We start from the raw sequence: 14,159 nt of genomic DNA, 5'->3' as shown, positions 1-14,159 counted from the left end.
AGTCTGTCGACCCTCGCGTGAAGCGAGGTCGCTGCCGGTGTCCTCAATTGTTGCCCGGTCGAACAGGATGACCGAACGGCAGGCGTTCGCCGTCTAACAGAGCTCAATGGATGGATGACGATGGCTGAACGACGACATGGCGAAGCGCCGCCGAAGATAGATATCACGATTGCCGGTGCGGACTGGTATGGCCGGCAGATCGATCGCGAGCGTCATCAGAACACTCTGTTCGTCGATCTCGACCTGACCGAGGCGCAGACCGTTGGTGTCGTCTTCCACGAATGCACCTTCCGGCGGGCGCGCTTCAATGCCTCGTCGCATCAGGCGGGTGCCTTCGTGAATTGCACTTTCGTGTCCTGCAAATTCTTCGACAGCCGGTTCACAGAGTGCAAGTTCGTCGGCAGCATGTTCGATACATGCGACTTCGACCAGATGCAGGTCTCAGGCGGCGACTGGTCCTTCGTCAGCTTGCCCGGCGCCGGTCTCGGCCGCGCATCCTTCAAGGAAACCCGCTTGCGGGAGGCAGACCTTACCGGTGCCTCCTGCAAGGGTGGCTCGCTGAGAGACGTCGATCTCTCCGGCGCGTGGCTGCACGGCATCGATTTCACAGCCTGTGATCTCAGGGGCAGCGACCTCAGTGCGATCGAACCGGAAAACGTGCACCTCAAGGACGCGATCATCACGATCGACCAAACCATCACAATCGCCGAGGCATTAGGCCTCGACGTGCGGCAGAAGTGAACCCTCCTCAAGAACTTGGATGCGTTGATGAAGGACAGGCGCGCGCCATTGCGTTCTGGCTGGTGACAGGCGAACGGCGAGCCCTCCGGACCGCGAACCACAAGCCAGATGTGCGGCTGATCGCTACCCGCCACCCTCCATTTGGATATCCGGCGCTCGCCCCTATCGCGAGACCGGTGTGCGTCCCGACGGCTCAGGTCACTCCGCGGTCAGACCGTCAAAGACTTCGAGCATGGCATCGCTGATGGCTTTGCCGAGCGCGGCGGCAGTTTCCCCCAGCGTATCCTCATTCATGTCGCGAGCGGCCATAGCAAAGGCGGCGCCCTCGGCCGTGACGATTTCCTGGGCGCGCTGGATTGCCCAAAGTGCGAAGTCGCTGCGGCCGCTGATCTCGACGGTTTCCATGATTTCTCCTGATTGGTTTGAGCGAGTGGCTTATAGCCGATTTAGCAAATATTGGAGCCGCGCGCTGGGGCGCGTTCGAAAGATCCACATGCGTCTCGACTTGATCTGATCGTTTCGGATGAGAAAGGGCCCCGGACAGTCGGCACTCCATCGTCTCAAGGACGGCGAGCGGGCGCTCGCGCGCAGTTGTGCAACAGGTAAAATACGACGCTGAGGTCAGCGCCGCCTAGCCCGAATTGAGTAGTTCGCCACCCCTTTGATTCGTTGCCTTTAATGGCCGTCGCTGTCACCTTGATAGCTCGTGAATGGCCACCGGACGGGCTGTATGCTCGCCGGATTCATTGCCGGTCACTCACGGCATTGTTTGTAGAGACATTTTAGGCCTGTCGTGAATTACGGGACGGAGGAGGAGCCGCCCCGTCTCACGCCATGTCTCATGTCCGCCAGCTTCGGTCAACGTAGCCGTGCACTTCCGCGCTGCGTGGGCTACTTTCCGATTGTCTGTGGGATGTAGACGACAGCCCGATCACCACCGTCCGAAAATGCGCCGCCGACGGCGAGATAGGCGGTTATGGTGAGGGCTGAAAGGAGCATGATTCCGACCGGCAGTCCGGTTGATGCCCTTTGTTCTGGCCAACGCTCCCTGTCGTACATCATCGGTTCCTTTCGTGGCGCTTCAGCATCGGGCAAGGGCGCCCGGCGGAATAGGAACGCCGAAAGACGGGGAGGGTTCCCGACCTTGCCGCAGTTGAACGGACGCATGGGCCCTATCAAGCGCCGAAGACAAGGCGCTCTTCGTCGGTTGTCGGCGGTGCACTCGCGTACTGAGAACAAAGCGATCGACGACAGCCGGCGACCGCTTGGGAAGCGTTGCTGTGCGTGAGCCCGGTCGGTAAGGTGACATCCGGCATCGAATCGCTTCTTTTCGTCGGTGGCGGTTGACGGCGCGTTCAAGCCCGCGGGAGGGACCGGCAAGCTGCTTTCGGCGAACCGGATATCCCGTTTTGGAGCATTTTTCTTGGAAAGCCCGCATACTGCATAAAGTTGTAGGTACCCTGGAAATGGAATATCCATAAACTGGCGCTAGACCGATTGTCATTGGTGAATCGGGAGCGGTGGATGCGAAGAGAAGTACAGTTCAACGGGCAGAGGGACTGGCGAATCGCGCGATATGTCATCGGTGGCATTATTGGTTTCGCCGTACTCGCCCAGGTTTTGGTCTATCTCAGCCTGGTGGCTCTCGTCGATCGGCCCTATGCGGCCGCCGTGGTTGGCGCCGCGTTGATCTCCCTGTTGATGGGCGTGCCGCTGATCGTTCTCGCGGCGACGCAGTTTCGCCGGGCCCAGCGCCTTCGCAACCAGATCAACCATGTCGTCGCCCACGATGCCACGACGGGCTGCGTAACCGGCCGCGGGCTGGTCCAGCAGGTCAATGGCCTCGAGCGTCGCCGGCAACGCGCCGGCGAAGAGCTTCACGGAGCACTCATTCATCTCAGGATCAACAACCTCGACGATGTTGGTGCCGCTTTCGGTCCGGCCTGGAGCGAAGAACTGCTCCAGTTCGTCGCCTCCACGATCAGCACCTCGGTGCGGCGCGATGACATCGTCGCTCGAACCGGCCCGGCAAGCTTCGACGTTCTTTTGGTCGGCGCGAGCGAATCGGATGCCGAGCAGGTTTCCGTCCGCCTGACGAAGGCATTGGCTTCGGCACACTTCTCGGCAGACGGCAGCAAGGTCGATCTGGCACTCAGCGTCGGCGGCGCATTGTTCGACGGCAGCGTAGATCTCGAAAGGTTGCGCCGTGCGGCGGCATCCGAAACGGTGTTGGTGGCCAGCGAGGGAACGCAAACCGTCGATTTCGTCCGGCTGCCTTCAGCGTGATTTACTGGTGCCAGCGCCAGTGCCAGGAAAACAGGTAACCTCCGCTCGCGGCGGCTGAGGCTATGGTAAGGAATTCGCGCTGCCGTTGCGTTGACGGCGACGTTGCAGTGGGTCGAAGCGCCTTGCTACTTTGGGCAGCCGCGGCTGATTTATTTTATTTCAATAGGTTAACGGTTACTCTTCTCGCCACACGAATGTTCCATTTTTGCAACATAGCCGTGCGAAAGCTTGGGGCGCCATAGAACCACCCCAAAATTGGTGGCCGCGTTATATTACCTCTGTATTATCTATCGGTAAATTTCGGCAGTTGTAACGCACGCTCGGATTCGCCAGCATGACGTACGGATTGCGAGGGGGATAATATTGAAAGTGGGGAAAACTTTTAAGGGCGGACTTTTTTCCATTCTGCTCGCGTCAACCGTATTTGCAGGTGGCGCGGCCGAAGCGATGACGCTGAGGGAAGCGCTTCAGATCGCGATGGAATCGAACCCGGAAATCGGGCAGTCGATCGAGAACCGCGAGGCAATCGAGTTCGAACTGCGGCAGGCGCGCGGTCTCTATCTGCCGAGCGTCGACATGGAAGCTTCGACGGGCGTTCAACATCTTGAGGACGAAGCCCGTCGCCTTGGTTCCATTGAGAACGATCCGCTCTATCCTTCCGACGTCGGGCTGACCATTACGCAGAAGCTCTTCGATGGCGGTGGTCGTCGCGCCGAACTGGAGCGTCAGGCGGCGCGCGTCGACAGCGCCTCCTTCCGGGTCCTCGAACGGTCCGAGACGATCGGTCTGCAGATCGTCCGCGAATATTTCGAATATATTCTCCAGCAGCAGATCGTTGCGGAAGCGCGCAAGAACGTCGGCGTGCACCAGTCGATCCTGTCGGATATCAGCTCGCTGATTTCAGGTGGCGCCCTTACCGATGCGGATCGCCAGCAGGCGAGTGAACGCCTGTTGTCGGCCAAGGCCCGTCTGCAGGAAGCAGAGGAATCGCTCGAAACCGTCAAGATCAGCTTCAACCGCCTGGTTGGCCAGCCGCTCACGAAGCCGTCCATGCCGAAGTCGGTGGCCGGCGTTCTGCCGAAGACGCTCGAGACGGCAATCGGTATCGCCCGCGGCAGCAATCCGCGCATCAAGGCCGCCGATTCCGACATCAGCGCTGCGGATTCGCAGGTCAAAGCGGCACGCTCGAACATGCTTCCGGAAGTCTTCGCCGAAGGGCGTGTGCGCACCGGCAACGATATCGACGGCGCGACCGGCAACAGCTGGGATGCCCAGGCGCGGATCGTGGCGAAGTGGAACCTCTATCGTGGCGGCATTGATATCGCCAACGAGCAGGAGCAGATGCGCCGCGCAAGCGAACAGCGGCTGGTCTTCCACCAGGCACATCGCGAGGTCGAGGAAGCCGTTCGCATTTCCTGGGAACGCCGCAACAGCCAGTACGAGATCTCCCGCACGCTGAACGCGCAGGCTCAGATGAACGTACAGCTCGTCGAGTCCTATCGCGAACAGCTCAAGGTCGGGCAGCGTTCGTTGCTTGACGTGCTCGGCGCGCAGAATTCGCGTTTCAATGTCAGCGTTCTCGCGAAAACCTCGCAGTACGCCGCTCTGTTTGCCGAGTACCGCTTGCTTGCGGCTACCGGCCAGCTCCTTTCTACGATGCAGATCAAGGCGCCGGCCCAGGCCGAAGCCTATGCCCGCAACGAGTTCAATGTTCCGGATACGCCGCCCACGGAAACCTATCGCCGTGTTCCTTCGCGCCAGACGAACGACTTGCCGCTCGATTTGTTGGCGCCGATCCGGCAGAAATGATAGTCCTCGTCAAGGTGGACACAATCGGTGGTAGTGCAAAGCATTGACAGGCATGTGCAGATCGGCCCGTCTTTGACTGGCTTTTCCGAGGCGTTCAAGGAGATCTGTATCTTCTTGAACCGCCCCTCGTCCGACAGCGTGCTTTATTCCGACGTTCCTTTTGACGCGCGGTTGCCGAGCGCCGAGGACGTCTCACGTATTGCGGAGCGGGTCGGCCTGGAAACGGAAATCGTTTCCGGGCGCGCGATCAGCAATCGTGATTTCGTGTACCCGCTGCTGCTCGTCTTTCGTGACGGCAGCGCCATGGCGCTTTTGGAAGAGGCGCCTGACGGCACGTTGAACCTTTCGAACAGAGCAGTTGCCCCCGGCGAAGCGGCGGTGAAACTGTCTGAGTTGCAGCTCGGCGGTCTCGCCTATGCCTTGTCCTTCTCAGCCACCTATCTCAATACGGCGTCCGGCCGCGGCGTCGGTGAGGCCCGTAACATCGACCGCCGGCATTGGCTGACGGCCACGGTCAAGCCATTCTGGCAAGCCTATGTGCAGGTGGCGATCGCGGCCTTTTTCATCAACGTGCTGGCGCTGGCCGCACCGCTCTTTACGATGAACGTCTATGACCGGATTCTGCCGAACAAGGCGATGGCGACACTTTGGGTGCTGGCGCTCGGCATCAGCACCGCCATTCTGTTCGACTTCCTGCTCAAGACGGTTCGTGCCGCGCTGATCGACTTTGCCGGACGGAAGGCTGACCTGAAGCTCTCCTACATGCTGTTCGAGAAGATACTGCATGCGACGATGGCATCGCGGCCACCTTCGACAGGCGAATACGCCAACCGAGCGATGCAGTATGAATTCGTTCGCGAGTTCTTCACCTCGAATACGCTCAGCACCCTCATCGACAGCCTTTTCGTCTTTGTTTTCATCGCAGCGGTCTACGCGGTCGCAGGCTGGATCGCGCTCATCCCGGCGGTCGCGTTCCTCTTGAGCGTGTTGATCGGCTATGTCGCGCAGTACAAGATCGGCAACCGCGTCGCCGCCGCCTCGAACGAATCGGCCCAGCGCCAGGCGCTATTGGTAGAGACGATCAGCGCCATCGAGACGGTGAAGACGCTGCATTCGGAAAAGCAGCTTTTGCGCCGCTGGAACGAACTGGCCAAGCACTCTTCGAACACGGCCGAGCAAATCAAGGAGATCTCCTCCTGGGCCTCGCACGCGACGCAATTCGTGCAGCAATTGGTGACGGTCTGCATTGTCGTCGCCGGCGCTTACGAATTCACTGAAGGCAACATCTCCTCGGGCGCGATCATTGCGGCCAGCATGCTTTCCGGCCGCGCCGTCGCGCCGCTGGGGCAGATTGCGATGACGCTGGCACGGCTGCGTCAGGCGATTTTGTCGCTGCGCATCCTGAATGCGGTGATGGAGCAGCCGGAGGATCGGCCGGACACGATCGGTTTCGTCAACCGCGAGATCCGCAGCGGCAGCATCACTTTCACCAATCTCGATTTCGCCTATCCGGGGACCGACTACAAAGTGGTCAGCGGCATGAACGTTACGATCAAGGCGGGCGAGCGTGTTGGCATCATTGGCCGTATCGGTTCGGGAAAGACCACGCTCGGCCGGCTTCTCGCAGGTCTCTACGCGCCCAGCGCCGGCCGTATTCTGCTCGATGGCGTCGATATCCGGCAGTTGCATCCCTCCGTCGTCCGCTCGGCCGTCTCCTTCGTGTCGCAGAATTCCGACCTGTTTTCCGGCACCATCAAGGAAAACCTGCTGATGGCGAACCCGACAGCCAGCGATGAAGAGGTGGTCGCGGCAGCGCGGCTTGCCGGCGTCGACGACTTCGTCTCCCATCATCCGCGTGGCTATGACATGCCGGTCGGTGAGCGCGGTTCCCAGCTTTCGGGCGGGCAGCGCCAGGCGGTCGCCATTGCCCGGCTGTTGTTGCGCAAGCCGAAGGTGGTGTTCCTGGACGAGCCTTCCGGGGCAATGGATCTCGCCAGCGAGCGTGAGCTGATCAATAAGCTCTCCAATGTGTTCAGCAGCGATGTCACCCTTTTGATCTCCACGCACCGTCACAGCATGCTGAGCCTCGTCGATCGCCTGCTTGTTCTCGACCGCGGGCGCCTCGTCGCCGATGGCCCGAAGGCCGCGGTCATCGAACAGTTGCAACGACGCTCCGGTCCTGCCGGACCGGCCGAGGGGGCGGCGCTATGATCCACGCTCTCGACATGACGACGAAGCAATGCCTGTCCGCAAGCGGCGGGAGGGGACAGCATGACTGAGAAACCGCCGCTCGCCGCTCGCGCCGGACTGCTTGTCATTGGCCTGCTGATCAGTTGTTTCGTCGCCTGGGCGGCGATTGCCGAAGTGGACGAAATCGCACGTGGTGAAGGCAAGGTCATTCCCGTCTCGAAGACGCAGATCATCCAGTCGAGCGAGCCCGGCATCGTGCGCGAGATCGCCGTGCAGCTCGGGCAGGTCGTCCGTCGCGGCGATCTGATCCTGCGGCTCGACGATACGGCCAGCGGCTCCTCGCTTGGCGAGCTCGAAGCAAAGGCGCGGTCGCTACGCGCGCAGATAGCGCGGCTGGAACTCGAAGAGAGTGGGGCCTACGACGCCAAGTACAATTGCCCCGAGAATATCGCCAAGGTCGCACCGGCTATCTGCGCCAACGAGGAGCAACTGCTCCAGGCGAAGGCTGGAAACTTCAATAACAAGCTGTCGGTCATGCAGGCGCGCGAGGGCCAGCGTCAGAAGGAACTGGCGGAGGCGCAAGCCAACATCACCCGGCTGACCGAGAGCCTGCAGGTCACGGAACGGGAACAGGGACTTATCGAGCCGATGGCCAAACGCAAGCTCATCGCTCAAACGGAGCTGCTGCGGGTCGAAAAGGAATTGACCGACACCCGGGGACAGCTCGCCCTCTGGAAGCAATCGGTCGGCAAGCTGGAGGCGGCGCTCGAGGAGGCGTCGCTGCAGGTCACCGAACTCTCCCTGCAACTGAAGCAGGAGGCCCTGGCCGAAAAAACGGAGGCCCTCTCGCAGCTTTCCGTGATCGACGAAACGATCCGCGGGGCGACCAGCCGGGTCGCCAACACCGACATCCGTTCCCCGGTCGACGGCATCATCAATACGTTGGATGTCAACACGGTCGGTGCCTATGTGACGCCGGGCGCAGTGATCGGCGGCGTCGTGCCGACGTCGGAGACGCTGCTCGTCGAGGCGCGGCTTTCGCCGCGCGACGTCGCCTTCGTGCGTCCGGGCCAACCGGCCTTGATCAAGGTCTCCGCCTATGACTTCTCGATTTATGGCGGCCTCGGCGGCATCGTCGAAACCGTCAGCGCCGACAGTCTCGTCGACCAGAACAATGGCGAGACCTATTATCTCGTGCGCGTTAAAACCGACACGGCTGCGCTGGTGAAGGACGGGCGGGAATACGCCATCATGCCGGGCATGATCGCTTCGGTCGATATCATGACGGGCAAGAAGACGATCCTTGCCTATCTGATGAAGCCGATCAACAAGGCGCGTGAGGAAGCCCTGCGGGAGCGCTGATGAATGAACGAAACGCAGCCTCCACCGTCCGATGAGGACCTGAGCGCGCTGCGGTTCCGCGTCGTCACCGTTGGCGGTCAGCGCCGCGGGATCAAGCTCGAGGAAATCTATTGGCAGTGTCTTGGCGAGCTTGCCGCGCGGCAGGGACGAAGACTTGCGGATATCGTTGCAGCTTGTGAACGAGAGCTTGAAGGCGAGGGGAATTTGACGGCGCGACTGCGCTATGTCGCCACGCGCTACATGCGCGACCAGCTTATCGGTGCGAGGCAACGCAGCAATCTGGCGATCGTCGCCGGTCAGGTGCGCGCCAGCCCAACGCCTGCCTTTGCCCTCACGGGAAACAAGAACATCGTCGCCTTCAACCCCGCGTTCCTCTCCTTCGTCCAGTCGCGGGTGCTGCGGTCGCAGCAACCGCAGCCGGCGCGCGGCTTGAGGCTCGCATTCGATGTTCAGTTCGTCGATCTTGTCCGTCGTTTGAAGGCAGCTCCAGGCGAGCCGCAGCCCGCGGGCTTCACCATCGGCGTGCAGGGGCAGGTGACGCGCGGCAAACTCAACGCCGCACTGGCCCCGCTGGCCGACCAGGATGTAATCATCGGCTTCATCCTGGCCTGAGCGCTCGGAAGTGCTGCCTGCCGCGATGACGGCTGGGCGGCATTCATAGCCTGCTTAGGGAAGGCATCGACGTTGGAGCCGACATTCAGCGAACCGCAATGCCCTCGCCGGGCATGACATCCGCGAGAGGTGCGGCAGACGCAACCTTATCACCGGTCGTTTTAATGCCATGGATCCAGGAGCGATCGGCGCTGACCGAAAAGAGCGCCTGATAGCTCGGAAGCGCGCGGTCAAGCTTCACCTCGTCACTCAGGTTGTCGAGAATGAAGTGGCCCTGGCTCGTCGTGATTGCGAGCACCGCGTGATAGAGGTTGCGCCGGACATCGCGAAGTACAACGATCGACATGGCCTCTGACGGCAGACCGGCCGCCTTCAAGGCAGCCATCTTCAGGATGGCATAGTCTTCGCAGTCACCCTTGCCGCGGGCAAGAATTTCATCCGGCTTTGCCCAGTAGTCCTTGGAGCCGTAGTTCTCCGCGTCCGGCTGGTAGCGCACGATCCGGTTCACCGTGCGGTTGATGCCGCTGATTTTCTGGCGGAATGCAAGACCGTTGGCGTTTTCGATCGCCTTGCCGAGAATGCCGCGGGCGGCACAACCACTCTCCTGTGCGCAGCCGTTGAAGTCCGCCGCCACGACTGCCGGATATACGGTCTTCCATTTGCGCGCCACTGGGATTGAAGAGACGCGGAAGGCGACCGAATGGAACACGGCGGAGGGTTCCGACTCTGCCGCTGCCTGGCCGCCGAGGCTCGGGCGCGCAGTCACCGCCACCTTCTGCACCTGCCGGCTCTTCAGAGCCTCGGAAGCCTGCTTCGACAAGGTGTTGATCGTCTCCGTGGCGACGGCTGCCAGGGGGCTTGCCATGCTCAGCAGCTGCTGGAAGAGACCAGCGTGGAGCATACCGGACTGGCCCGCCTGAACGGATGATGTCGCAGATAGCGACACCAGGCCGATCGCGAACACCGAAGTCTTCAGGTATTTTCCGCAGTGCATCCAGCTGTTCTTGTTCATTGCCGTGTCTCTCGGTTTCGTGAGGACACTGTACGAATGAAAAGAAAAATGCCGGTAAAGCGGTATGTATTATTTAGTGTGCTTCGGAACAATACGTTTTGTGTAAAATTTTATTCAAATTTTATACTTGTGTATTCTTTCGGATCAGGTCGCCAGCCCACCTTGTAGACACACCAATAACATCGTCATTGGCGGCATGTCGCGTGGATTGCAAACCGCGACCGTTTGTTTCGCAGTTCTTCTTGAGGTTCCCTAAGCGATAAGCCTGCACGTCGAACCAATGGAAGGGCTTAGGTGTCGCCGAGCACGATTTCGGGGCCACTCTTTCGAGTCGCCGTGCCCGCGCGGAAGATGGTTATGGACCAATGACCAGAAATACTAAATTTGTACTAAGCTCACCAATTTTGGGTATTAGCATAATATATTATGCTGTTTTTCGCTAATCCCTCAGCCCCCGATTGCGCTCCAAAAAGCTTGGTGTTTTCTTGCTCGCAAAGGTCGAGGGGTATTTCTATGGCAACCGAAGGCACCACAATTTCGAACGAAGCCGCCGCTACGCAGGCAGAGGCAATCGAGTTCCGCAACGCGCCGGATGGCAAGGCTGACCGACTGGTGGCGCAGGCGGCGACGGGAGCAGAGGGAGAACCCCAGCTCGTCGACCCGGCAACCGGAGCGCCGGTGAAAGGCGCCGAGACAGCGCCACAGACGCCGCCCATGCCCGCGACGGTCACAGCCGATGCTTCGAACGTGGTGCACCTGCCCGCAGGCGCGTCGATCGAGAAAATCAAGGTCGTCGGTACCGATATCGTTTTGGAACAGCCGGACGGCTCGACGATCACCATTCACAACGCCGCATTAAAGGTTCCGACCTTCGTCATCGGCGATGCTGAAATCCCGCGCGAAACCCTGGTGGCCGTGCTCGGCGAAAACGGCATCAACGTTGCAGCGGGTCCGGATGGCAGCATCAGCGTCGTCTCGAACCAGAGCAGCGGCGGCGGTTTTGGTGACGCCAACGCGGACATTGGCCAGGCCGGACCGGTTATCGGTCTGTTGCCGCCGACCGCCCTGGAATTTCCGACCCTCGAGGCGACCGAGCTTCTTCCCTTTACGCTTGACCCAAATGACAACCCGTCGATCATCCCCGATGGCGGCAGCAGCGATCCCAGCGGTATCCTCGTGAGCGACCGGCAGGTCGACGAAGCTGGCCTCGCCAGCGGATCGCGCGCAGGCGATGGCAGCGCTTCGGTCAATGGCATCTTCACGATCTCCGATCCGGACGGCCTGGGCGATGTCGCCAGCCTGACGATCAACGGCCAGACTTTCACAATCGGCGGACTCGTCGGCCAATCGGTCGTGGGCCTGTTCGGCGTGCTGACCATCACCGCGTACAACCCCGCCACTGGCGCGGCGCAGTATACCTATGAACTGACGAGCCCCGTTACTGGCTCCGGCCCGGGCGCAAATGTCGAGCAGGACCGGGATACCTTCAATCTGAGGGTCACCGACGTTGACGGCGCGATCGGTACGGCGACGCTGCGCGTGGATATCGTCGACGACGTTCCCTCGATCGGCATCACGGATCCGGCCTCGTCCAACGTGGTCGAGGGCCAGGCGCTTGCCGGCAACTGGACGCTTTCGACTGGCGCTGACGGTGTCAGCACCGTGAATGTCACGGTCGGCAACACCACCCAGACCCTGGCGCTGACGGCAGGTCAGTCGGTGGTGTTCGCGCTTGCCGAAGGCACACTGACGGTCAATGCCGACAAGACCTGGTCGTTCGCTGCGGCCAGCAACCTCAACAATGCCGGTGGCGTCAACGTCACCTTCTCGCTGTCGGCCGCGGATGCCGACGGTGACACGACGAGCGACAGCCAGACGATCAGCATCACCGACGGTGCTGGCCCGACGGTCGATCCGCTTGCGGCCTCCGCCTCGCTGACGCTCGACGACCAGACCCTTGCGGACGGCTCGACGCCGGGTTCAAACACGAGCGCCGGCACGATCGGCTTTGCGGCCGGTACGGATGCGATCGCGACGATCGCGTTCGGCGACACCAGCGGCCTGACCGGGGCACTGACCTGGGATCGCGTCTCCGACACGCAGATTATCGGCCGCGCCGGCGGCGTGGCGATCGTCACGCTTGACCTGGTGCGCAACGGCGACAGCGCCACGGTGACGGCGACGCTGAACGACAACTACGCCAGCCATCCCGGCATCAACGCCGACGACCTTGCGAGCCTCGGCTCGGTCAAGGTGATCGCCTCCGACACGGATGGCGACGCGGCCGAGGGCACGGTGAACGTGTCGGTCTCCGACGACGTTCCCTCGATCGGCATCACGGATCCGGCCTCGTCCAACGTGGTCGAGGGCCAGGCGCTTGCCGGCAACTGGACGCTTTCGACTGGCGCTGACGGTGTCAGCACCGTGAATGTCACGGTCGGCAACACCACCCAGACCCTGGCGCTGACGGCAGGTCAGTCGGTGGTGTTCGCGCTTTCCGAAGGCACACTGACGGTCAATGCTGACAAGACCTGGTCGTTCGCTGCGGCCAGCAACCTCAACAATGCCGGTGGCGTCAACGTCACCTTCTCGCTGTCGGCCACGGACCCCGACGGTGACACGACGAGCGACAGCCAGACAATCACCGTCACCGATGGTAGTGGTCCGTCGATCGAAGCGGAGGCGGGAACCGCATCGCTGACACTCGACGACCAGACCCTTGCGGACGGCTCGACGCCGGGTTCGAACACGAGCGCCGGCACGATCGGCTTTGCGGCCGGTTCGGATGCGATCGCGACGATCGCGTTCGGCGACACCAGCGGCCTGACCGGGGCGCTGACCTGGGATCGCGTCTCCGACACGCAGATCGTCGGCCGCGCCGGCGGCGTTGCGATCGTCACGCTCGACCTCGTGCGCAGCGGCGACAGCGCCACGGTGACGGCGACGCTGAACGACAACTACGCCAGCCACCCCGGCATCAACGCTGACGACCTTGCGAGCCTCGGCTCGGTCAAGGTGATCGCCTCCGACACGGACGGCGACACGGCCGAGGGCGCGGTGAACGTGTCGGTCTCCGACGACGTTCCGGTAATCGGCATCACGGATCCGGCCTCGTCCAACGTGGTCGAGGGCCAGGCGCTTGCCGGCAACTGGACGCTTTCGGCCGGCGCTGACGGTGTCAGCACCGTGGACGTCACGGTCGGCAACACCACCCACACCCTGGCGCTGACGGCAGGTCAGTCGGTGGTGTTCACGCTTGCCGAAGGCACGCTGACGGTCAATGCCGACAAGACCTGGTCGTTCGATGCGGCCAGCAACCTCAACAATGCTGGTGGCGTCAATGTCACCTTCTCGCTGTCGGCCACGGATGCCGACGGTGACACGACGAGCGACAGCCAGACGATCACGGTGACGGATGGTGCTGGCCCGGCGGTCGATCCGCTTGCCGCCTCCGCCTCGCTGACGCTTGACGACCAGAACCTTGCGGACGGCTCGACGCCGGCCGGTTCGGACACGAGCAGCGGCACGATCGGCTTTACGGCCGGTTCGGATGCGATCGCGACGATCGCGTTCGGCAACACCAGCGGCCTGACCGGGGCACTGACCTGGGATCGCGTCTCAGACACGCAGATTATCGGCCGTGCCGGTGGTGTTGCGATCGTCACCCTCGACCTGGTGCGCAACGGCGACAGCGCGACGGTGACGGCGACCCTGAACGATAACTATGCCAGCCACCCCGGCATCAACGCCGACGACCTTGCGAGCCTCGGCTCGGTCAAGGTGATCGCTGCCGATACCGATGGCGATACGGCCGAAGGCACTGTCTCGGTCTCCGTCTCCGACGACGTACCTTTGGCGTCGAGCGAAGCCGGTGGGAACGTCTCGGAAGGCACGACGATCAGTGGCTCGTTCGACTTTGCGGCTGGCGCGGATGGAGCAACGCTGACACAGATCAACGGCACCTCGGTCGGTGCTTTCGATGCAGTCACCGGTTGGTCCGCATGGATCGATGTCGGTGCAGGCTCGATCCGGGTCAAGGCCGACGGCAGCTACGAGTTCCAGGCGGATGCTCCGACGGTCGGAGCATCTCTGCCGGTCAACGGTACCTACACGGTGACGGACGGCGACGGTGATACGTCGACGGCAA

At 61.8% G+C, this 14,159-nt stretch carries 9 protein-coding genes; 7 read left to right on the top strand and 2 right to left on the bottom strand.

Going from position 1 to position 14,159, the window contains the following annotated elements:
- Positions 1–120 precede the first annotated feature (120 nt).
- Positions 121–741, top strand: coding sequence for a pentapeptide repeat-containing protein (locus IB265_RS31345; RefSeq protein WP_057249718.1), 621 nt, complete (start codon positions 121–123; stop codon positions 739–741).
- Positions 742–939: 198 nt separating this feature from the next.
- Here IB265_RS31345 and IB265_RS31340 read toward each other — a convergent pair whose 3' ends face one another.
- Positions 940–1,146 carry a hypothetical protein gene (locus IB265_RS31340; protein WP_057249614.1) on the bottom strand — a complete coding sequence of 69 codons (207 nt, stop codon included), beginning with the start codon at positions 1,144–1,146 and terminating at the stop codon, positions 940–942.
- Positions 1,147–2,265: 1,119 nt separating this feature from the next.
- On the opposite strand from IB265_RS31340, the gene IB265_RS31335 reads away from it, so the two are divergent.
- The 5 genes from IB265_RS31335 (at position 2,266) to IB265_RS31315 (ending at position 9,000) form a co-directional block, all read left to right on the top strand.
- A complete protein-coding gene (locus IB265_RS31335; protein ID WP_057249616.1) occupies positions 2,266–3,027 on the top strand; it encodes a diguanylate cyclase domain-containing protein in 762 nt (253 codons plus the stop codon).
- Positions 3,028–3,387: 360 nt separating this feature from the next.
- Positions 3,388–4,836 (top strand): TolC family outer membrane protein, encoded by a 1,449-nt coding sequence (locus tag IB265_RS31330; RefSeq protein ID WP_373419816.1) that lies wholly within the window; start codon positions 3,388–3,390, stop codon positions 4,834–4,836.
- A gap of 33 nt (positions 4,837–4,869) precedes the next feature.
- On the top strand, positions 4,870–7,047 hold the full coding sequence (locus IB265_RS31325; RefSeq protein WP_192495766.1) for a type I secretion system permease/ATPase: 2,178 nt from the start codon (positions 4,870–4,872) through the stop codon (positions 7,045–7,047).
- Between the two features lie 60 nt (positions 7,048–7,107).
- A complete protein-coding gene (locus IB265_RS31320; protein ID WP_057249622.1) occupies positions 7,108–8,388 on the top strand; it encodes an HlyD family type I secretion periplasmic adaptor subunit in 1,281 nt (426 codons plus the stop codon).
- A 3-nt stretch (positions 8,389–8,391) separates the two neighbouring features.
- Positions 8,392–9,000, top strand: coding sequence for a ribbon-helix-helix domain-containing protein (locus tag IB265_RS31315; protein WP_057249625.1), 609 nt, complete (start codon positions 8,392–8,394; stop codon positions 8,998–9,000).
- An 85-nt stretch (positions 9,001–9,085) separates the two neighbouring features.
- On the opposite strand, the gene IB265_RS31310 is transcribed toward IB265_RS31315, so the two are convergent.
- Positions 9,086–10,012 carry a transglutaminase-like cysteine peptidase gene (locus tag IB265_RS31310; RefSeq protein WP_244495581.1) on the bottom strand — a complete coding sequence of 309 codons (927 nt, stop codon included), beginning with the start codon at positions 10,010–10,012 and terminating at the stop codon, positions 9,086–9,088.
- A 513-nt stretch (positions 10,013–10,525) separates the two neighbouring features.
- Here IB265_RS31310 and IB265_RS31305 point away from each other — a divergent pair.
- Positions 10,526–14,159: hypothetical protein (locus IB265_RS31305; RefSeq protein WP_210334649.1), on the top strand; the 3,634-nt coding region annotated here is incomplete at its 3' end.

The sequence above is a fragment of the Ensifer sp. ENS10 genome (genome assembly GCF_014852025.1).
Classification (GTDB): Bacteria; Pseudomonadota; Alphaproteobacteria; order Rhizobiales; family Rhizobiaceae; genus Ensifer.
Note: the sequence above shows the minus strand (reverse complement) of the source record. Positions and strands in the feature narration are given on the sequence as shown.

Bases quoted from the DNA above. Each gene is read 5' to 3' on its own strand.
- IB265_RS31310 (WP_244495581.1), bottom strand. From the start codon at position 10,012: ATGAACAAGAACAGCTGGATGCACTGCGGAAAATACCTGAAGACTTCG.
- IB265_RS31320 (WP_057249622.1), top strand. From the start codon at position 7,108: ATGACTGAGAAACCGCCGCTCGCCGCTCGCGCCGGACTGCTTGTCATT.
- IB265_RS31315 (WP_057249625.1), top strand. From the start codon at position 8,392: ATGAACGAAACGCAGCCTCCACCGTCCGATGAGGACCTGAGCGCGCTG.
- IB265_RS31340 (WP_057249614.1), bottom strand. From the start codon at position 1,146: ATGGAAACCGTCGAGATCAGCGGCCGCAGCGACTTCGCACTTTGGGCA.
- IB265_RS31335 (WP_057249616.1), top strand. From the start codon at position 2,266: ATGCGAAGAGAAGTACAGTTCAACGGGCAGAGGGACTGGCGAATCGCG.
- IB265_RS31345 (WP_057249718.1), top strand. From the start codon at position 121: ATGGCTGAACGACGACATGGCGAAGCGCCGCCGAAGATAGATATCACG.